This window comes from Kribbella amoyensis (assembly GCF_007828865.1).
Lineage (GTDB): Bacteria > Actinomycetota > Actinomycetes > Propionibacteriales > Kribbellaceae > Kribbella > Kribbella amoyensis.
In genome coordinates, this window is record NZ_VIVK01000001.1 from 3041879 (window position 1) to 3060113 (window position 18235).

At 71.3% G+C, this 18235-nt stretch carries 19 protein-coding genes and 1 riboswitch; of the genes, 11 read left to right on the forward strand and 8 right to left on the reverse strand.

Annotated features, from left to right (window positions below; translation table 11 throughout):
* Window position 1 precedes the first annotated feature (1 nt).
* Together FB561_RS14505 and otsB are read left to right on the forward strand one after the other, a co-directional pair.
* Window positions 2–625: a LytR C-terminal domain-containing protein gene (locus FB561_RS14505; protein WP_145806964.1), complete on the forward strand. Its 624-nt coding sequence runs from the start codon at window positions 2–4 to the stop codon at window positions 623–625.
* Window positions 622–1458 carry a trehalose-phosphatase gene (otsB, locus tag FB561_RS14510; protein ID WP_145806965.1) on the forward strand — a complete coding sequence of 279 codons (837 nt, stop codon included), beginning with the start codon at window positions 622–624 and terminating at the stop codon, window positions 1456–1458. Before FB561_RS14505 ends, otsB begins: the two co-directional genes overlap by 4 nt.
* Here the strand turns inward: otsB and FB561_RS14515 are convergent.
* A complete protein-coding gene (locus FB561_RS14515; protein WP_145806967.1) occupies window positions 1439–1894 on the reverse strand; it encodes a hypothetical protein in 456 nt (151 codons plus the stop codon). The two genes, otsB and FB561_RS14515, sit on opposite strands and share 20 nt — an antisense overlap.
* Window positions 1895–1943: 49 nt before the next feature.
* Here FB561_RS14515 and FB561_RS14520 point away from each other — a divergent pair, with 49 nt between their 5' ends.
* The 6 genes from FB561_RS14520 to FB561_RS14545 all read left to right on the forward strand — a co-directional run bounded on the left by FB561_RS14520 (window position 1944) and on the right by FB561_RS14545 (window position 8700).
* Window positions 1944–2906, forward strand: coding sequence for a DNA-3-methyladenine glycosylase family protein (locus tag FB561_RS14520; RefSeq protein WP_145806969.1), 963 nt, complete (start codon window positions 1944–1946; stop codon window positions 2904–2906).
* Between the two features lie 72 nt (window positions 2907–2978).
* Entirely contained in the window at window positions 2979–4220 is a 1242-nt protein-coding gene (locus FB561_RS14525; RefSeq protein ID WP_145806971.1) for a cation:proton antiporter, read from the forward strand.
* 206 nt (window positions 4221–4426) lie between these two features.
* A complete protein-coding gene (locus tag FB561_RS14530; protein ID WP_145806973.1) occupies window positions 4427–5392 on the forward strand; it encodes a GlxA family transcriptional regulator in 966 nt (321 codons plus the stop codon).
* A gap of 109 nt (window positions 5393–5501) precedes the next feature.
* Window positions 5502–5641: riboswitch (SAM riboswitch) on the forward strand.
* A gap of 14 nt (window positions 5642–5655) precedes the next feature.
* Complete coding sequence (gene thrC, locus FB561_RS14535) at window positions 5656–6924, forward strand: threonine synthase (protein WP_145806975.1); 1269 nt, start codon at window positions 5656–5658, stop codon at window positions 6922–6924.
* Complete coding sequence (locus FB561_RS14540; protein ID WP_145806977.1) at window positions 6921–7196, forward strand: ubiquitin-like small modifier protein 1; 276 nt, start codon at window positions 6921–6923, stop codon at window positions 7194–7196. The genes thrC and FB561_RS14540 overlap by 4 nt, the downstream gene beginning before the upstream one ends.
* A 481-nt stretch (window positions 7197–7677) precedes the next feature.
* Window positions 7678–8700 carry a zinc-dependent alcohol dehydrogenase family protein gene (locus FB561_RS14545; RefSeq protein ID WP_145806979.1) on the forward strand — a complete coding sequence of 341 codons (1023 nt, stop codon included), beginning with the start codon at window positions 7678–7680 and terminating at the stop codon, window positions 8698–8700.
* A gap of 12 nt (window positions 8701–8712) precedes the next feature.
* On the opposite strand, the gene FB561_RS14550 is transcribed toward FB561_RS14545, so the two are convergent.
* The 4 genes from FB561_RS14550 to FB561_RS14565 all read right to left on the reverse strand — a co-directional run bounded on the left by FB561_RS14550 (window position 8713) and on the right by FB561_RS14565 (window position 12312).
* Window positions 8713–9402: a hypothetical protein gene (locus FB561_RS14550; RefSeq protein ID WP_145806981.1), complete on the reverse strand. Its 690-nt coding sequence runs from the start codon at window positions 9400–9402 to the stop codon at window positions 8713–8715.
* Between the two features lie 13 nt (window positions 9403–9415).
* The gene (locus tag FB561_RS14555) at window positions 9416–10570 is read right to left on the reverse strand and encodes an L-histidine N(alpha)-methyltransferase (protein WP_145806983.1); all 1155 of its coding nucleotides are present in this window, start codon (window positions 10568–10570) and stop codon (window positions 9416–9418) included.
* 123 nt (window positions 10571–10693) lie between these two features.
* Window positions 10694–10894 (reverse strand): cold-shock protein, encoded by a 201-nt coding sequence (locus FB561_RS14560; RefSeq protein WP_145813035.1) that lies wholly within the window; start codon window positions 10892–10894, stop codon window positions 10694–10696.
* A gap of 29 nt (window positions 10895–10923) precedes the next feature.
* On the reverse strand, window positions 10924–12312 hold the full coding sequence (locus tag FB561_RS14565) for an MFS transporter (protein ID WP_170284674.1): 1389 nt from the start codon (window positions 12310–12312) through the stop codon (window positions 10924–10926).
* Window positions 12313–12375: 63 nt separating this feature from the next.
* On the opposite strand from FB561_RS14565, the gene FB561_RS14570 reads away from it, so the two are divergent.
* Window positions 12376–12990 carry a CGNR zinc finger domain-containing protein gene (locus FB561_RS14570; protein ID WP_145806987.1) on the forward strand — a complete coding sequence of 205 codons (615 nt, stop codon included), beginning with the start codon at window positions 12376–12378 and terminating at the stop codon, window positions 12988–12990.
* Here the strand turns inward: FB561_RS14570 and FB561_RS14575 are convergent.
* From FB561_RS14575 to FB561_RS14585, 3 genes are all read right to left on the reverse strand, one after another.
* Window positions 12954–14099: a Cmx/CmrA family chloramphenicol efflux MFS transporter gene (locus FB561_RS14575; RefSeq protein ID WP_145806989.1), complete on the reverse strand. Its 1146-nt coding sequence runs from the start codon at window positions 14097–14099 to the stop codon at window positions 12954–12956. The two genes, FB561_RS14570 and FB561_RS14575, sit on opposite strands and share 37 nt — an antisense overlap.
* A 228-nt stretch (window positions 14100–14327) precedes the next feature.
* Window positions 14328–14507, reverse strand: a complete 180-nt coding sequence (locus FB561_RS14580) for a hypothetical protein (protein WP_145806991.1) — start codon at window positions 14505–14507, stop codon at window positions 14328–14330.
* Window positions 14504–15829: a PspC domain-containing protein gene (locus FB561_RS14585; protein ID WP_145806993.1), complete on the reverse strand. Its 1326-nt coding sequence runs from the start codon at window positions 15827–15829 to the stop codon at window positions 14504–14506. The genes FB561_RS14580 and FB561_RS14585 overlap by 4 nt, the downstream gene beginning before the upstream one ends.
* Before the next feature lie 479 nt (window positions 15830–16308).
* On the opposite strand from FB561_RS14585, the gene FB561_RS14590 reads away from it, so the two are divergent.
* The gene (locus FB561_RS14590) at window positions 16309–17559 is read left to right on the forward strand and encodes an ATP-binding protein (RefSeq protein ID WP_238334816.1); all 1251 of its coding nucleotides are present in this window, start codon (window positions 16309–16311) and stop codon (window positions 17557–17559) included.
* Complete coding sequence (locus FB561_RS14595; protein WP_145806997.1) at window positions 17556–18197, forward strand: response regulator; 642 nt, start codon at window positions 17556–17558, stop codon at window positions 18195–18197. Before FB561_RS14590 ends, FB561_RS14595 begins: the two co-directional genes overlap by 4 nt.
* Window positions 18198–18235: the final 38 nt, after the last annotated feature.

Sequence of the window (18235 nt, forward strand, 5' to 3'; positions counted from 1 at the left end):
CATGAACCGTTCGACGGACGAACGGGGCCAGGTCCTCTCGTCCTTCGTCGCCGTGCTCGCCGTCGTCGCCATCGTCGGCGGATTGCTCGTGCTGTTCGGCACCCGCGGTGACGACAGCGCGGCCGAACCGGCGGCCCGGACGTCCACGCCCGCGCCGACCCAGCCCCCGGCGACTACGCCGTCCAGCACGCCGACGGACGCGCCCACCTCGGCGCCGACCACGGAGCCCAGCACCGAGCCGACCGGCGCCCCGACGTCGGTCCCGGCCACGGAGCCGACCTCGGCACCCACCGACCCGGCGACGACCGAGCCGACCGGCGTACCGACGCAGAAGTCGACGCTGCCGCCGTCGCAGCGGCCCGCGGTCGAGGTGTACAACAACACGAAGCGCAAGGGCCTGGCCGAGGACGTCGGCAACCGCGCCCGGCAGGCCGGCTGGACCGTCTCCGGTGCCGACAACTGGCACGGCAAGATCGTCGGCAGCACGGTGTACTACCCGGCCGGGATGCAGGCCGAGGCCGGGCAGCTGGCCCAGGACCTCGGGCTCGACCGGATCAAGGAAGCCCTGTCCAACATGAAGAAGGACCGGCTGACCGTGATCCTGACCTCGGACTACTCCGGATGAGTACGCCGGTGCTGACCACCCCGGCCGGACGGGCGGGCTGGGAGGCGATGGTCCGCGACCCGGCCGGCGCGGTGATCTCGTCCGACTTCGACGGCACCCTGTCCCCGCTGGTCGAGGACCCGGCGATGTCGCGCGCGGCCGACGGCGCCCTGGACGCGATGGCCCGGCTGGCCCGCTCGGTGAACCAGGTCGCGATCGTCACCGGCCGCCCGGCCCTGGTCGCCACCGAGCTGTCCGGCGTGACCGGTCATCCAGGTCTCGGCAAGCTCGTCGTCCTCGGGCACTACGGGCTGGAGCGCTGGGAAGCGGCCACCGGTTCGGTGACGAGTGACCCGGTCCCGGCCGGGGTCGAGGCGGCCCGCGCGCAACTGCCCGCCGTCCTCGAATCCGCCGGCCTGCCGGACGCGTTCGTCGAGGACAAGGAGAGTTCGCTCGCCGTCCACACCCGGCGGCTCCCGGATCCCGAAGGTGCCCTGGAGACGCTGCGGTCGCCGTTGACCGAGCTGGCCGAGTCGGTGGAATTGCGGCTCGAGCCGGGCAACCTGGTCCTCGAACTGCGGCCGCCCGGCATCGACAAGGGGGTCGCAATGCGCCGGCTGGTCGAGACCACCGGGGCGCGGTCCGTGCTGTACGCGGGTGACGACCTGGGCGACCTGGCCGCGTTCCGGGCGCTGGCGGAGCTTCGCGGTGACGGGCTGGCCGCCGTCCTGGTCGCGGCCCGGTCGTCGGGTGCGACCGAGCTGACCGAGGCGGCCGACATCGTGGTCGACGACCCGGCCGGGGTCGTGACCGTCCTGACCGCGCTCGCGGACGCTATCGCGGTCGGCGGCTGAACGTCTGCTGCAGGGTCTGGCCGAACGGCTGGATCGGGTGCTCCACGTAGTTGCCGTCCTTCAGGCTCGCGAGCCGCTCGAACGGATTCCGCGAAGCCGGGCACCCGGTGAGCAACCACGACCACACCACCGCCACGACGTACAGCGGGAGCATCGGGAGACCGAGCAGCCAGAAGTACTGCCAGGAGTGCCGTTCCTCGTGCTTCACCAGGGTCGGCCGGGCATCCAGGTACGCGCGGTCGTTCTTGGTCAGCACCACGTTCCCGACGGTGAACGCGTTCGCGATCGGGAAGCCGAGCCGGTACCCGGTCGCGTAGTACAGGCCCCGTGGGCCGCGGCTGAAGCGGGCCCGGCCGAGGACGCCGACCAGGAAGCCGGCCGGCGTGGACAGGTTGACGAAGTTCAGCACCAGCTTGACCGTCTGCCACCTGTCCATGACTCAGTATCCGCCCGCACGGCCGACGTTGTCGGCGGCGTGCGTCAGGATGGGTGTCGTGAGTTCGGTGGTACGGCGCTGGCGGCCCGGGCGCCCCGTGGATCCCCACACCGTGATCGGTGGACTGCGCAAGGGACCGGGCGACCCGGCGTACGTGGTCGACCCCGTACGCCGCACGGTTTGGCGGGCGACCCGCACCCCGGATGGCCCGGTGCTGCTCCGCCTCGCGCCGTACGCGGCCGGCGCCGAGGTCGAGGCCGAGGCGTGGGGCCCGGGAGCGCGGTGGGCGCTGGACGGCGTCCCCGAGCTGCTGGGTGACTCGGACAGCTGGGACGGGTTCGAGCCGTTGCCGGAGCACCAGCCGTTGGTCGACGCGGCCCGGCGGTTCCCGCATTTCCGGGTGCCGCGGACGCGCGCGGTCTTCGAGGCGATGGCCGCGGCCGGGATCGAGCAGGTCGTCACCGGCAAGGAGGCGTTCCGGGCGTGGCGGCTGCTGCTCCGCGAGTACGGCGAGCCGGCGCCTGGTCCTGGTTCCCCGGACGGGCGGCAGTTGATGGTCCCGCCGTCGCCCGAGGAGTGGCGGCTGATCCCGTCGTGGCAGTGGCTCCGCGCGGGCGTCGAAGGACGGCGGTCTCGTGTCGTGATCACCGCGGCGACCCGGGCGAAGGCGCTGGAGCGGACCCTGGAGCTGACCGACTCGGCCGAGATCGAGCGCCGGCTGCGGTCCCTGCCCGGGGTCGGGGTGTGGACGGCGGCCGAGGTCCGTCAGCGCGCACACGGCGATGCGGACGCGTTCTCCTTCGCCGACTACCACGTGTCCCGCAACGTCTCGTACGCGCTGACCGGCGAGGAGCTCGACGACGAGGGCACCGCCGAGCTGATCGAGCCGTACCGCGGCCACCGTTTCCGCGTCCAACGCCTGCTCGAGCTGGCCGGCATCGGCCACCCCCGGTACGGCCCACGCATGTCCCTGCCCACTCACACCCCCGGAGCCACGCACCGCCTCCGCTGACCGGGTCCGGGTGGTCGGTGTCACTCCGCGTGGAGGGGTCGGGATACGGGGAGTGGGCACCGGGTTGTCATCATGCGGATCGACGGGGACGGGCTGTACCTGGTCGCCGGGGCCGCCCTGTTGCTCGGGGCGGTACTGCCTCGGCTGTTGCGGCGGTATGCCGTCTCGGCGCCGATCGCGTTTCTCGGGGTCGGGATGCTGCTCGGATTCTTCGTGGATCGGGGGCAGCTGAGCCCGATCGCCGAGCCGAGGCTGACCGAGCACCTGGCCGAGCTGACGATCCTGATAGCGCTGATGGGTGTCGGGCTGGCGATCGACCGGCCGATCGGGTGGCGGCGCTGGAAGGTGACGTGGCGGCTGTTGTTCGTCGCGATGCCGGCCTGTGTCGCGGCCGTCGCCGGGCTCGGGTGGTTGCTCGGGCTGGCGCCGGCGGTGGCGCTCCTGGTGGCCGGGGTACTCGCTCCGACCGATCCCGTGCTTGCGTCCGACGTCCAGGTCCAGGGGCCGACGACCGGTGTGGACGTGGAGCCGGAGGAGGACGACGAGGTCCGGTTCGCGCTGACCTCGGAGGCGGGCCTGAACGACGGGCTCGCGTTCCCACTGGTCTACCTGGCCGTGTTCGCCGCGACCAAGGGCGCGCTGGGTCACTGGGTCCTCGAGTGGATCGCCTGGGATCTGCTCGGCAAGACCGTGATCGGGGTCGCGATCGGGGCCGGCGCAGGCTGGTTGCTGGGCCGGATGGCGTTCTCGGCCCCGCTGCCCAGCTTCCGCCTGGCCGACTCCCGCGAACCGGTTCTGGCCCTCGCGATGACGCTCGGCGTCTACGGCCTGGCCGAGGTCCTGCACGGCTACGGTTTCCTGGCCGTCTTCGTGGCCGCCCTGACGTTGCGGGCCGAGGAGCGCAGCCACGACTTCCACGAGGAGCTGCACGGCTTCCTCGAACAGCTCGAACACATCCTGACCTGGGGAATCCTCCTGCTGCTCGGCGTCGCGGTGACCGGCGGCCTGCTCGAACCCCTCGACCTGACCGGCGTCGCGATCGGGGCCACCCTGATCCTCGTACTCCGTCCGCTGACCGCCTGGCTGAGTCTCCAGCGCACCTCGATGCGCCGCTCGGAGCGCTGGGTCACCGCGGCCTTCGGGATCCGGGGTGTCGGCTCGATCTTCTACCTCGCCTACGCCGGGAAGGATTTCGCGGAGGACCTGCCCTGGTTGTGGGCGACCGTCGGTTTCACAGTCGTACTGAGCGTGGTCGTGCATGGGGTCGCGGCGACTCCACTGATGCGGATGCTGGAGCGCCGACGCGGGCACTGAACGGAACCGGCTTCGGTGCGTCGACCGGCCGTTTCCGCGGTCGGCGCGTCCGGGCCCGGATCGGCGGTTCGACGCCGTGCCGGATGGCGGAGGCTGCGTGGATTCCGGCGAAGAAGTCCTTCAGTTTTTCGAACATGCCTCTATCGTCCGAGCCTGGCGCGCCGCGCAGAAGTGGCGCGAAGGACGCCTACCGCTAAGATTTCGACATGACCCGATCCACCGTGTCCGTGCTCGCCTACGACGGGATGACGGCGTTCGAGGCCGGCATCGTGATCGAGGTGTTCGGCCTCACCTGGCCCGACATCGACCAGCCCTGGTACGAGCTCAAGGTCTGCACCGAGACGCCGGAGCCGGTCCGCGTCATCGGCGGCGCCACGCTCAGTACGCCGCACGGGCTGGACGACTTCGCCGCGGCCGACACGGTGGTGGTGCCGAGCGTCCGCGATCCGCAGGCCGAGATCTCGCCCGAACTGGTGGCCGCCCTGCGCAGCGCTCACGCGCGGGGCGCCCGGATGGTGTCGATCTGCTCGGGCGCGTTCGCGCTCGCCGCGGCCGGGATCCTGGACGGCCGCCGCGCGACCACCCACTGGCGGTACGCCGAGCAGTTGCGGGACCGCTATCCCGCGATCGACGTGGACCCCGAGCCGCTCTACGTCGACGACGGTGGCGTGTTCACGAGTGCGGGCTGCGCGGCCGGGCTCGACCTGTCGCTGCACCTGGTCCGCCAGGATCTCGGCGCCGCCGTCGCGAACGCGGTCGCCCGCCGCCTGGTGATCCAGCCGTACCGGACCGGCGGCCAGGCGCAGTACATCGAGGCCCCGATGCCGCCGAAGCCCGACGACGCCCCGGTCGCCCGGAGCATCGCCTGGGCCCTGGACCACCTGGCCGAGCCGATCGGCGTACCCGACCTGGCCGAGGTGGCCGGGCTGTCACCCCGGACGTACCTGCGGCACTTCGTCCGGGCGACCGGGGCGACCCCGGCCAAGTGGCTGATCGCCCAGCGGATCCAGGCGGCGCTGGCGATGCTGGAGACCGGCGACGCGCCGGTCGAGGAGATCGCGCTGGCGGCCGGGTTCGCGACCCCGGTGACGTTCCGGCACCACTTCGGCAAGGCGCTGCGGACCTCGCCCTCGGCGTACCGGCGGACCTTCCGGGCCCGGCTGGCGGGCTGACGCCCAGGCGGCTCGCGGGCCGGCCGGGAGCGGGCGGCGGGCTGAGATCGCCGTCTCGAATCCTGGGATCGAGGGACAAGATCTGGACTCGATTCGGTAACCTCGGCAGTGCTCATCCAGAGGGACTGAGGGAAACGGCCCGTTGACGTCCCGGCAACCCTCCCCGTGGAGGTCTCTCCCGAGACGCTCGCGAGGGACCGGTGCCAAATCCGTCCCGCGCCGAGATCCGGCGACCGGGGAAGATGAGGGAGGGAACCTCTCACATGAGCCTGACCGCCACCGGGTCCACCCACACCATCCGCGAAGGTGCCTTCGGCAACGGTACGCACCTGAGCTGCCGCGCCTGTGGGGCGAAGTCGCCGCTCGGTCCGTTCTACGCCTGTATGGAGTGCTTCGGTCCGCTCGAGGTCGGGTACGAGTTCCCGGCGATCACGCGCGAACAGATCGAGGCCGGACCCAAGAACATCTGGCGCTACCAGCCGCTGCTGCCCGTCCCCACCGACGTGGCCAGCTTCCCGAACACCGAACCCGGCTACACCCGGCTCGTCGACGCCGGCAACCTGGCCCGCGAGCTCGGGCTGAAGAAGCTCTGGGTGAAGGACGACTCGGGCAACCCGACGCACTCGTTCAAGGACCGGGTCGTCGCCTCCGCCCTGAGCGCCACCCGCGAGCTCGGCATGAAGGTCTTCGCCTGCCCCTCCACCGGCAACCTGGCCAACGCCGTCGCCGCGGCCGCCGCGCGGGCCGGGATCCGCTCGGTCGTCTTCATCCCGAAGGACCTGGAGCGGCCCAAGGTCATCACCACCGCGGTGTACGGCGGCACGCTGGTCGCCGTCGACGGCAACTACGACGACGTGAACAAGCTCGCCTCCGAGATCGCCGGCGAGGAGGAGGGCTGGGCGTTCGTCAACGTCAACGTCCGGCCGTACTACTCCGAGGGCTCCAAGACGCTCGCCTTCGAGATCGCCGAGCAGCTCGGCTGGCGGCTGCCGCAGCAGATCGTCGTCCCGGTCGCGTCCGGCTCCCAGCTGACCAAGATCGACAAGGGCTTCACCGAGCTCGGCAAGCTGGGTCTCGTCGACGCGACCGACTACAAGGTGTACGGCGCCCAGGCGACCGGCTGCTCCCCGGTGGCGCAGGCGTTCCGGGACGGGCACGACGTGGTCAAGCCGGTCCGCCCCGACACCATCGCCAAGTCGCTGGCGATCGGCAACCCCGCCGACGGCCCGTACGTCCTCGACGTCGCCCGCCGGACCGGTGGCGTGATCGCCGACGTCACCGACGAGGAAGTTGTCGAGGGCATCCAGTTGCTGGCCCGGACCGAGGGCATCTTCACCGAGACCGCGGGCGGGGTGACCGTCGCGACGCTGAAGAAGCTGGTCGCGACCGGCCAGCTCGACCCCGAGGCCGAGACGGTGATCATCAACTCCGGCGACGGGCTCAAGACGCTCGACGCCGTGGCCGACCGGGTCGGCCCCAAGGTGACCATCCCCGCGTCGTACGACGCCTTCGTGGAAGCAGGTCTGCAGTGAGCGTCAGCGTCCGGGTCCCGACCATCCTGCGCCCCTACACCCAGGGTGCGTCCGAGGTCTCCGTCGAAGGTACGACCCTGAGCGAGGTGCTGGAGTCCCTCGACACGTCGTACCCCGGCATCAAGGGCCGCGTCCTGGACGACTCGGGCGAGCTGCGCCGCTTCGTCAACGTCTACGTCGACAACGACGACGTCCGCTTCGCCGAAGGCCTGCAGACCGCCATCAAGGACGGCGGCCAGGTCTCCATCATCCCGGCCGTCGCAGGCGGCTGACCAAACCCAGCCCGCCCCGCCCCGTACCTCCGCCGCACAAGCTGGCGCTGAGCCGGCGCGGCCACCTTGAACAGGACCTGGGGACTGCGGACAAGCCACAACATGTCCACAGTCCCGACTGGCCGGCCCGTGGTCCCGGCAAGGTGTCCGCGGTCCCGGGTGGGCGACCGCGGTCCTGACCATGAGTAGCACCCCGCGCTGTCCGTGAGACTCGCGCCGGCTAGCGCCGTACGTCACGCCTGACGCGTTGCAGCACGCCAGACGCCAGCACAGCCCGCCAGCGGTCGGACAGCCCGCCACCGGTCGGACAGCCCGCCACCGGTCGGATAGCCCGCCAGTGGTCGGGTGGCTCGCCGGGGTTCGGGTGGCTTGCCAGGGGTTCGCGCAGCTTGCCAGTGGTCGGGTTGGCCGTCAGGGGCGGGCTCGGACGGGAGTTTGCCGAGCTGGTTGCGGTGGTGGTCGGTGGCTTTACCATGCGGGGATGCGTGCTGTGGTGGTTGAGGGGTTCGGGGTGCTGCCTTCGGTTCGGGAGGTGGCGGTACCGCGGGTTGCGGCTGGTGGGGTTCTGGTGCGGGTCGAGGCGACCGGGTTGTGCCGGAGTGATTGGCATGGGTGGCAGGGGCACGACTCGGACATCGTGCTGCCGCATGTTCCTGGGCATGAGCTGGCGGGGACGATCGCGGCGGTCGGGGAGGGTGTCACCGGTTGGGAGATCGGCGAGCGGGTGACGACCCCGTTCATCTGTGCCTGTGGGACGTGCGAGCAGTGCCGGGCGGGGAATCACCAGGTCTGTCCCGACCAGTTGCAGCCCGGGTTCAACTACTGGGGTTCCTTCGCGGAGTACGTCGCGTTGCCGTTCGCCGAGGTGAACCTGATCCGGTTGCCGGACGGGTTGTCGTTCGACACCGCGGCCGGGCTCGGCTGCAGGTTCGCCACGTCCTTCCGGGCGATCCGCCAGGTCGGCCGGGTCCAGGCGGACGAGAACGTGGTGATCTTCGGGTGTGGTGGCGTCGGGCTCTCCGCCGTCATGATCGCGGCCGCACTCGGCGCCCGGGTTGTTGCCGTTGACACCAATCCGGAGGCGCTCGCGCTGGCCAGGGCGTACGGCGCGACCGACACGGTGCAGGCGGGTACCGACGTGGTGGCCGCGATCAAGGACCTGACCAACGGCGGGGCGGACGTGACGATGGACGCGCTCGGGGCGAATTCCGTGGTCCAGCAGGCGTTGCTCTCCTTGCGGCCGCGCGGGCGGCATCTGCAGGTCGGGTTGCTGCCGTCCGGGGTTCAGCTCGACGTGTCGCGGCTGATCGGGCAGGAGCTGGAGTGGCTCGGGAGTCACGGGATGGCCGCGCACGCGTACCCGGAGATGCTCGACCTGGTCGCGGACGGCACGTTGCGCCCGGCCGAGCTGATCACCCGGACGATCACCCTCGACGAGGTCCCGGCCGCCCTGGACGCGCTGACGGCCGGTACTCCAGCGGGCGTCACGGTCATTCACCCCTGACCGACGGCGGCCTCAGTACTCCGCGGGGAGGTGGCCGAGGAGGTCGTCGAGCATTTTGCGGGTGGTGGTGAAGTAGCTGTTCTCGCGGTTCAGCGCGCGGTGGAACCCGGCCAGCTCGGCCTCGGTGATGGTGCTGGAGAAGGTACTGATCTCGGTCAGGTCCAGCCGTCGGTTGAACAGGTGGACCGTGTCCCGCCAGCGGTGCAGCAGGCCGACCAGCTCGGCGTCGCGGTGCCGGCCGAGGGCGCCGGAGACCAGGGCGAGGTCGACGGCGGAGACGACCAGCCGGGGATAGACCTGGCGGTGGGCCGGCGGATCGGGGGAGAACCGCTCGTCGGCGAGGAGGCGGCCGTTCTCCCGGAGTTCGTCGGCGACCGCACGGAGGACCTCGGTACGGCGTTCGGCCTCGGCGGTGTGGCGTTCGACGAAGATGCCCGTGAGCCCGGCGACCAGGGTGAGCGAGTTGACCGCCGGTTCCCAGCGGGAGTTCTCCGGCCAGAAGAACCAGATCACGCCGAGCACGAACGCGAGGCCGAGCAACCCGTAGCTGATCGTGGCGACGACGGTCCGCCGGTACGCCGCCCAGGTCGCGCTGCCGGTGGAGTCACGGACCGCGGTGGCGACCACCCGCAACCGGGCCAGGACGCGTTTGCGGGTCCGCCCCAGCGCGCGGTCCCGGACCACGGTGTCCGACTCGGTCACCAGATCACCCCGGCTACTGCGACCAGATGTCGTCGGCCAGGGAACCGCCGCTCGCCGCGGTGGGCGCGCCCGGCTTGAGCAGCAGCAGTTCGAGGCCGAACGGACTCGGCCGGCGGGTGTGCCGGAACTGGGACTCGATCACCTCGACCGGGACCAGCTTGCACGCACCGGTGAGCCGCTCGAGCCGCTGCGAGGAGTACTTCCGGGTCGTGTACAGGCGGATCGTGTCGCCGACCGGCAGCACCACCTCGGTGTGATCCGGCAGCCCCATCCGGATCTCCTCGTCGGTGTCGTTCTGCCAGAGGATCTTCACCAGCAGCGCGTCCTCGTCCTCGACCTCGCCGATGAACTTGACCCGCTCGTTGTCGATCTTCAGATCCGTGTTGTACCGCAGGGTGCTGGTGACGAACTCGGCGAACGCCCGGGTCTGGTGGTACTCGTCGGCGGCCGCCTCGGCGGTCTCCTGGTCCAGCGACGTCGTGCTCGCCACCTCCAGCAGCAGCCGGTCCTGCGGGCGCAGCACGTCGGTGATCAGCTGGAGCAGTTCCTCGTCGTCGTCGAAGTTGGCCAGCGTGTTGCCGGTCAGGGTGTAGAGCAGCGGCTCCTCGCCGACCAGCCGGCCGAGCATCTGGCCGAGCTCGCCGAGGTTGTCGGCGATGGAGAAGTCCAGCTGGACCGGCAGCATCTGGGACCGCGGGAACCGGGCGGTGCGGACCGGCTCGCCCGTGCCGAGCCGGAGCATCTCGGAGCTCATGTCGACCGGCACGTAGTACATGTCCGGGTTGCTGCGGAGCATGTCCTCGAGGATCGTCCGGTCCTTGACGCCGGTCCCGATGCCGAGGCTGACCAGGTGGAAGCCGCCCTTGGTGATGTGCGGCCGCATCTTGCGCCAGTGCCGTAGGAACGACTCGGTCCCGGCCTTCATCACCAGGTAGAACGGGTCGTTGGTCGCGTTGGCCCAGGCGATCGTCGGACCGATCCCCCAGTAGGAGAAGCCGGAGGTGATCTGCTTGCCGTCGCCGGTGGTGGAGACCGGTCCGCGCAGGTCGCCGGTCAGTGTGGCCAGCTTGTCGGTCTGGTCCTCGCCGGTCAGCACCAGCGACCAGGCGAAGTCGTCGTCCAGCAACGCCTGCTCGAGTTTGCGGATCACAGGTACCGGCTCGGTCACGTGGCAGACCCCTCCCAAGGTGTGCCCGTCAGGTTACCGGGTGCCGACGCTGCGTGCCGATCGGGAAAGAAGTCTCCCGGGTCCGGCGGCGACCCGTGTGGTCACCGCCGGAGCCGGGGAAGCTCAGAGCGCGCGGACGGCGTCGGCCTCGCGGCCCTTCGGACCGTCGACGACCTCGAACTCGACCTGCTGGCCGTCCTCCAGGGTCTTGTAGCCGTCGGACACGATCTTGGACCAGTGGACGAAGACGTCGTCCTGTCCGTCGGCGGTCAGGAAGCCGTAGCCCTTGTCCGCGTTGAACCACTTCACGGTGCCGCGCACCATCAGGAACTCCCGTTGACGACGGGGCCCGCTCACTCGGACCCCTCCGGTTGCCCGGTCGCTGACCGAGCGGGCAACAAGCCTAGCCGAGCCCTGACCTGCCCGGAGCAGGCGCCGACGGCCCCGGCCAGCGCGACCAGTCCCGCGACCGCGAAGCCGAGGCGGTAGCCCGTCATCGGCGCGGTCGACGCGACGAGCGGGGTCGCGACGGCCAGGCCGAGCGCGGTACCGAGCTGTGCGGTCGAGTTGAGCAGCCCGGCGGCCACCCCGCGGTCGGCCTCGGGAACCGCTGCCGTCCCGGCGGTCGTGGACGCCACCGACGCCACCCCGAGTCCGGTGCCCATGGCCACGAACGCTGACAGCAGCAGCGCCACCGGTACGCCGTCCGCGGGCAACGCGAGCAGCAGGACGATCCCACCGACGATCCCGCCGAAGCCGGCGAGCAACAACGGCCGTACCGCGTCAGCCGCACGCCCGGACAGCAGGGATCCGCCGATGACGGCGAGGTTGAACGCCGGATAGAGCAGTGCCGCTCGCGCTGGAGACAGGTGCAGGGTCTGTTGGACGTACAGGGTGACCGTGATCGTCGCGGGCGAGGTGGAGCCGGTCAGAGCAGCCGCGGTCACGTTGCCCACGACGACACCCGGTGTACGAATCAGCCGGCCAGGGATCAGGGGCCGGGCGGCCCGCCGTTCGACCCGGACGAACCAGGTGAACGCGATCAGCGAGGCTGTCAGGAGGGTCCATCCGGACCAGTGCGCCGGCGCTGCGGCCAGCTGGGCCAGAGCCAGCGTGAGTACTGCGATGCCGGTGGTGGCCGCCGCGGCTCCGGGGACGTCAAGCGGGCGTCGGGCCAGTACGGCGCCACGGCCGGGCATCACCGCGAACGCGGCCAGCAAGCCGGCGACGCCGATCGGCACGTTGACGGCGAAGACCCAACGCCAGCCGGCCAGCTCGGTGACGACGCCGCCGAGCAGCCAGCCGCTGGCGCCACCACCCGCGGCGGCCGCCGTCCACCAGCCGAGCGCCTTGCGCCGGGACTGCGGCGGCATCAGCTCGGTGAGGACGGCGAGCGCAGCGGGGGAGAGCAGGGCAGCCCCGGCTCCCTGGACCAACCGGGCGCCGATCAAGGCACCTGGCGACCAGGCGAGCGCGCAGCCCAGCGATGCCGTGGTGAAAACGAACAGACCGATCCGGAACAAGCGCCGGGAGCCGGCCAGGTCGGCGATCCGGCCACCAAGGATCAGCAGGCCGGCCAGGACGATCGTGTACGCCGTCACCACCCAGGTCAGCGCGGCCGGCGCGAACCCGAGGTCCCGCCCGATCGCGGGCAGCGCGGTGGTGACGATCGTCGCGTCGAGGACGACGACGAACTGAGCCACGCAGACGACAGTGAGCGACAGCCAGCTGTTTCCGGTCAAGCGCCTCATGCTGGAAACAGGTGCCCGGGCCGCCGGGCTGTCAAACTGGTAAAGTGCGTTTTGATGGAAACAGTGCAGGCTGCGGCCCTCCCGGACGGCATCCGCGAGCTGCCGATCGTCGCCGGTGACCTCGCGCTCGACTTCGCGAACACGGTGGACGACCCGCTCGGTCCGCTCCGGCACGACCACGTGGCCGACTATCGCGGTCTGCTGGTCTGGGCCCGACGGACCGGCGTCCTCACCGAGGGTGGCGAGCTGCTCCGCTCCGCCGAAGCGAACCGGCGCGGCGCCGCGACCGTCGTACGCCGGGCCGAATCGTTGCGTACGGCAATCAACCTGACTTTCGGGGCGCTGGTTGACGGGGTGCCGCCGGACGAGGGCTGGCGGCAGTTGCGGCCGTTCGTCACCGACGCGATCGGCCAGGCTCGCATCCAGGATGGGCGGCCGGGGTGGGAGTACACCGAGCTGGCCGCGCCGTTGTGGCCGGTGGCGCATGCGGCGTACGAGCTGCTGACCGGGGACGAGCGCCGGCGCATCAAGCGTTGCGCCGGCTGCCCGTGGTTGTTCCTCGACCAGTCCAAGAACAACAGCCGCCGCTGGTGCTCGATGGAGATCTGCGGCCTCAACGAGAAGATGCGCCGCTACACCACCCGCCGCGCCGAGCGCCGGCTGCGCTGAACGGTCATCGCGATCCCCGCGATCACCAATGCTCCGCCGACCAGGGCGGCGCTGGCCCAGAGGGGTCCGTCGTACCCGATGGCGGTGATCGTGACGCCGCCGAGCAGGGGTCCGAGGGCGGCTCCGACGTTGAGAGATGCCGTGGCCAGGCCGCCCGCGAGGACAGGCGAATCGGCTGCTGCGTACAGGGCGAGCGTGATCAGTGCCGACCCGGCGGCGAACGACAGGGTGCCCTGGACGAAGACGAGAGCGACCGTGGCCGGTACCGCGGCGGTCAGTGCGAACGTGGTCCAGCCGAGCAGCAGCGCGATCCCGGCCGGCCCGAGCAACGCCAGTGGACGGCGGTCGGCGTACCGGCCGGCCAGCAGGACCCCGGCGAAGGCGCCCAGCCCGAAAAGGGCCAGCAGCAACGGTACCCAGCGCTCGGCCAGGCCGGCGACGTCGGTGAAGACGGGCGCGAGGTACGTGAACGAGCAGAACGTCGCCCCGTTGACCAGGGCACCGAGCAGGAGCAGTACGCCGAGCCGTGGGGTGAACCGCAGCCGGGTCGCCGCCGGTCCCGTGGTCCGGCCGGGGACCGACACGAAGATGGCGATCACGGCGGGCAGCGAGATCAGCGCGACGGCCCAGAACGCGGCCCGCCAACCGAGGTACTGACCCAGCAACGCCCCACCAGGAACGCCGGCCACGCAGGCCAGCGTGGTCCCGCCGAGCAGGATCGTCGCGGCGCGTCCCTTGAGATCGGCCGCCACCAGGCTGGTCGCGGTCGCCAGGCCGACGGCGAGGAATCCCGCGTTGGCCAGCGCCGCCACCACCCGCGTGGCGAGCAGTACGCCGAAGCTGTCGGTCAGCGCACCGACGACGTGGACGACGAGGAAGACCGACAACGTGACGAGCAGGGTCCGCCGCCTCGGCCAGCGATCGCCGAGCAACGCCAGGACGGGCGCGCCGATCACCATCCCGACCGCGAACCCCGAGGTCAGCCAGCCGGCTGTCGGGACCGAGACGCCGAGGTCGGCCGCGATGGCCGGTCCGAGCCCGGACAACATGAACTCCGAGGTCGCCTGCGCGAACACGGCGAGCCCCAGCAGATAAAGCACGAAAGGCACAGGAATCTCCACACACCGAGGCACAGCGGAGCGCAGAGAGGGGCCCAGCCGCGCCGGAGGAAGCCGCACACGCCGGATCAGGCGTGGGGCACGAGCACCGGTACCGGTGATTCGGAGCAGAAACGCACGCCACCGAACGACCGGTGGCTAGGCTCTGTCGGCCTCGGGCGTGGACATGGCCCGCAGCCTAGAAGATGGACCGGACAACGGTCCAACCCAATAGGAGCGTCAGCCGCGTTGGGAGGCGCCGAGGCCGATGATGCCGGCGGCGACCAGCAGGATCGCGCCGGTGAGGCCCAGGTCGTCGGTCTGCACGACCCCCTGGTCGTTGAGGATCCAGATGGTGGCCGCGCCGGTCAGGACGGTGCCGGCGATGACGCCAGGGACGTCCGCTTTCGTCTTCCTCATCCGCGCTCCACTGTGATGCTGCCGAGGTCCATGTCCACGTCGATGGCGACCGCCGACGGGCCCGGCTTGCCGTCCTTGCCCAGGTCGGACAGGGCCATGGTCGCCTCGTGCCCGCCCTTGTGCTGGCCGAAACCGTTCACCTCACCGGCGTTCGCGGCCACGGTACCGGTGACGTCGACGTTCGCCGGCAGTTTGATCCGGACCTCGCCGAGTCCGCCGTTGATCGCGATCTTGGCGCCCGGGTCGAACGTCGCCTGGGTCAGGTCGAGCTGCACCGAGCCCGCGTCGAACTGGTACGTCGTGTTGGTCGCGGTGACCCGGTGCGTCGCGGGCGCGGTGAAGTTGGTGTCCTCGAAGTCGCGCGGCATCTTCGGGAAGACGGTGGCCACCGCCACGCCGACCGCGAGCAGGATGCCGAGCGGGAGCAGGCCGAGGGTCTTGCCGAGGAACCCGCCGATCAGCATGCCCGCGCCGAGGGTGACCAGGCCGATCGCCAGGATCATCGCTGTCGACGCCTGGGCCAGCCAGGCGATCCCGAGCGCGAGTCCGGTCAGCGCGACGATCGCCGGCTTCACCCCGCGGTACCCCTTGACCGGTGGCTTGGCCGCCGCCGGCTTGGCGGTGGGCGGTGCGGCGGGCGGCTCGTCGACGTACAGGCCGAGGGGGTCGTCCTCGGTCCACACAGGCTGGACCGGTTCGACGGTGCGGTCCTGGGGGCGCTGTGTGGCCGAGGACGACGGACCCGCCAGGGGAGCTGACGGGCCGCTACGGGGCGCGGCGCTCTGCGCGGCCGCGGTGGGAGTCGTGCCGGCGGCAGGGGGCGTCCATTGCTGCGGGGTGTCCTGCGGGCGCTGCTCGTTCCGGCCGGTCCAGTGCAGGCCTCCGTGGGACCAGTTCGGCCCCTTGCCCTTGCGGCGGAACACGAACAGCCAGAGCAGGCCGAGCACGATGATCGGGCCGGGGACCAGCTTGCCGAAGTTGAACGACGACATCAGCGCGATCGCCAGGAACACGCAGGCGCCGATCACGCCCGGCCACAGCCACGGGTGATCCGGGCGGACCCGGTCGCCGAGCAGGCCCTGGGCGGCGGAGCGGTCGCTGCCCTCGTCCGGCATCAGCAGCCACGCGGCCGCGTAGAAGAGCAGCCCCGGACCGCTGACGATGAGCACGCCCATCACCACGCGGACCAGCACCGGGTCGATGTTCAGCGCACGGCCGATCCCGCCGCACACGCCGGCCACCATCCGGTCGGACCGGCTCCGGCGCCAGCTCTGCACGTCCCGCAACTGGTCGCGATCGAATCCGCGCTGGTTCTGCTCCATGTCATCGATGGTGTCCCGTCGGCGCGGCACAAACCATCGGGGATTCCCCCTTGTCGACCCCGGGGCACCACGCCGGTACCGCCGCCGCGGGGCGCCGGATCGGGGTTGTCCCCGGGCCGACCCTGACCGCGCCGACCCGCCGGTGAGGTGGTGGCCGGGGACAAGCCTGCTGGTGTCGGCCCTGTCCGCGTGTGACGATCGTGGGGATGACGAACCCAGCCGCAGCCGCGCCCACGGGCGGAACCCCGTCCCACGGGGCTCCCCCCGCGCCGCCGCACGGGCCGGGCCGCCCTGGCGCTGCGCCGGGCGGGTACGTCCCCGGCGGACCTGGGCAGCCCAGCGGGCCTGGTCATCCCAGCGGACCGGGTCAGTACAGCGGACCTGGGCAGTACAACGGACCGGGTCAGTACGGCGGGCCGGGGCACTACAGCGGGCCCGGGCAGTACGGTGCGCCCGGGCAGGCGGGGCAGGCGCCGCCGGTGCGGCGGGCCTATCGGCGGGCCGAGGGGCGGGTGGTCGCGGGGGTGGCCGGCGGGATCGCCGATCACCTCGGGGTGTCCGACACCATCGTCCGGCTGGTCTTCATCGCCGCGACCGTGTTCGGCGGGTTCGGCGTCCTGATCTACGCCGCGCTCTGGTTCCTGATGCCGCTGGCCGCGCCGACGGTGCCGGTCGCGCCGGGACTGGCCGCGGCGACCCGGAACAACCTGCGTACCGACCAGCCGCCGCCGATGACCGAGAGCAAGGCCCGCCGCCGGGAGAAGAACCGCGGCCAGGTCACTGCGCTCGTCGTGGTCGGGGTCGGGCTGCTGCTCGTCCTTCAGTTCGCCGGTCTCGGGATCGCCGGGAAGATGTTCTGGCCGCTGGTGTTCGCCGGGACCGGCCTCGCGCTGATCTGGCGACAGGCCGACGAGAGCCAGAAGGTCGCCTGGACGAACAAGGCACCGACGCTCGGCGTGCTGTTCGGCAAGGGTGGCGTCAAGTCGATCATCCGGGTCCTGATCGGGCTCGGCCTGATCGGCACCGCGGTGACCGTGTTCCTGGTCCAGAACAACCGGATGTCGATGGTCGGCGACGTCCTCATCGGCCTGCTGCTCGCCGTCGTCGGACTCGGCCTGATCGCCGGCCCGTGGGTCCATCGCCTGACCCGGGACCTGAACGCCGAGCGCTCCGAGCGGGTCCGTTCGCAGGAGCGCGCCGACATGGCGGCGCACCTGCACGACTCGGTCCTGCAGACGCTGGCGCTGATCCAGAAGCAGGCGAACGACCCGCGCGCCGTGGTCCGGCTGGCCCGGTCCCAGGAGCGTGACCTGCGATCCTGGTTGTACGACGAGGACGACAACGCGGACCAGACCCTGTCCGGCGCGGCGAAGCGGGCCGCGGCCGAGGTGGAGGACTCGCACGGTGTACCGGTCGAGGTGGTGACGGTCGGGGACTGTGACCTGACCGAGCCGCTGTCGGCGATGGTCCGGGCCGCCCGGGAGTCGATGGTGAACGCGGCCAAGCACTCCGGGGCGGACAAGATCGACGTGTTCGTCGAGGTGGACGGCGACCGGGCGGAGATGTTCGTCCGGGACCGTGGCAAGGGATTCGACACCGACGGCGTGCCGGAGGACCGGCTCGGCCTGCGGCACAGTGTGATGGGCAGGATGGAACGGCACGGCGGCCGCGCGACGGTGCGGTCGAGCCCGGAGTCAGGGACCGAAGTGCGACTGGAGATGGACAGATGACGCAGAGGCGAGTCGTCGTGGTGGACGACCACGACATGTTCCGGGCCGGCGTGCGCAGCGAGATCGGCGCCGCGGTGGAGATCGTCGGCGAGGGATCCGACGTGGACACCGCGGTGAAGGCGATCGTGACCACCGAGCCGGACGTCGTACTGCTCGACGTCCACCTGCCCGGCGGCGGTGGCACCGAGGTGATGAAGCAGGTCCACCAGCGGCACCCCGAGGTGAAGTTCCTCGCGTTGTCGGTGTCGGACGCGGCCGAGGACGTGATCGGCGTCATCCGGGCCGGCGCCCGCGGGTACGTGACCAAGAACATCAGCGGTACCGAGCTGGTCGACGCGATCAGCCGGGTGGCCGACGGCGACGCGGTGTTCTCGCCGCGGCTGGCCGGGTTCGTCCTGGACGCGTTCTCCGGCGCGATCGACATCGCGTCGGTGGACGAGGACCTGGACCGGCTGTCCCAGCGGGAGCGCGAGGTGCTCCGGCTGATCGCCCGCGGGTACGCGTACAAGGAGGTGGCGCGCGAGCTGTTCATCTCGGTGAAGACGGTCGAGACGCACGTCTCCTCGGTCCTGCGCAAGCTCCAGCTGTCCAACCGGCACGAGCTGACCCGCTGGGCCACCGACCGCCGGCTGGTCTGACCCCCGTAGGGGCCGGGAGCAACTACCTGGGGAGTTGG

Excerpts from the sequence above, each read along its gene's own strand:
- FB561_RS14505 (WP_145806964.1), top strand. The coding sequence starts at position 2 with ATGAACCGTTCGACGGACGAACGGGGCCAGGTCCTCTCGTCCTTCGTC.
- otsB (WP_145806965.1), top strand. The coding sequence starts at position 622 with ATGAGTACGCCGGTGCTGACCACCCCGGCCGGACGGGCGGGCTGGGAG.
- FB561_RS14515 (WP_145806967.1), bottom strand. The coding sequence starts at position 1,894 with ATGGACAGGTGGCAGACGGTCAAGCTGGTGCTGAACTTCGTCAACCTG.
- FB561_RS14520 (WP_145806969.1), top strand. The coding sequence starts at position 1,944 with ATGGGTGTCGTGAGTTCGGTGGTACGGCGCTGGCGGCCCGGGCGCCCC.
- FB561_RS14525 (WP_145806971.1), top strand. The coding sequence starts at position 2,979 with ATGCGGATCGACGGGGACGGGCTGTACCTGGTCGCCGGGGCCGCCCTG.
- FB561_RS14530 (WP_145806973.1), top strand. The coding sequence starts at position 4,427 with ATGACCCGATCCACCGTGTCCGTGCTCGCCTACGACGGGATGACGGCG.
- thrC (WP_145806975.1), top strand. The coding sequence starts at position 5,656 with ATGAGCCTGACCGCCACCGGGTCCACCCACACCATCCGCGAAGGTGCC.
- FB561_RS14545 (WP_145806979.1), top strand. The coding sequence starts at position 7,678 with ATGCGTGCTGTGGTGGTTGAGGGGTTCGGGGTGCTGCCTTCGGTTCGG.
- FB561_RS14560 (WP_145813035.1), bottom strand. The coding sequence starts at position 10,894 with ATGGTGCGCGGCACCGTGAAGTGGTTCAACGCGGACAAGGGCTACGGC.
- FB561_RS14570 (WP_145806987.1), top strand. The coding sequence starts at position 12,376 with ATGGAAACAGTGCAGGCTGCGGCCCTCCCGGACGGCATCCGCGAGCTG.
- FB561_RS14580 (WP_145806991.1), bottom strand. The coding sequence starts at position 14,507 with ATGAGGAAGACGAAAGCGGACGTCCCTGGCGTCATCGCCGGCACCGTC.
- FB561_RS14585 (WP_145806993.1), bottom strand. The coding sequence starts at position 15,829 with ATGGAGCAGAACCAGCGCGGATTCGATCGCGACCAGTTGCGGGACGTG.
- FB561_RS14595 (WP_145806997.1), top strand. The coding sequence starts at position 17,556 with ATGACGCAGAGGCGAGTCGTCGTGGTGGACGACCACGACATGTTCCGG.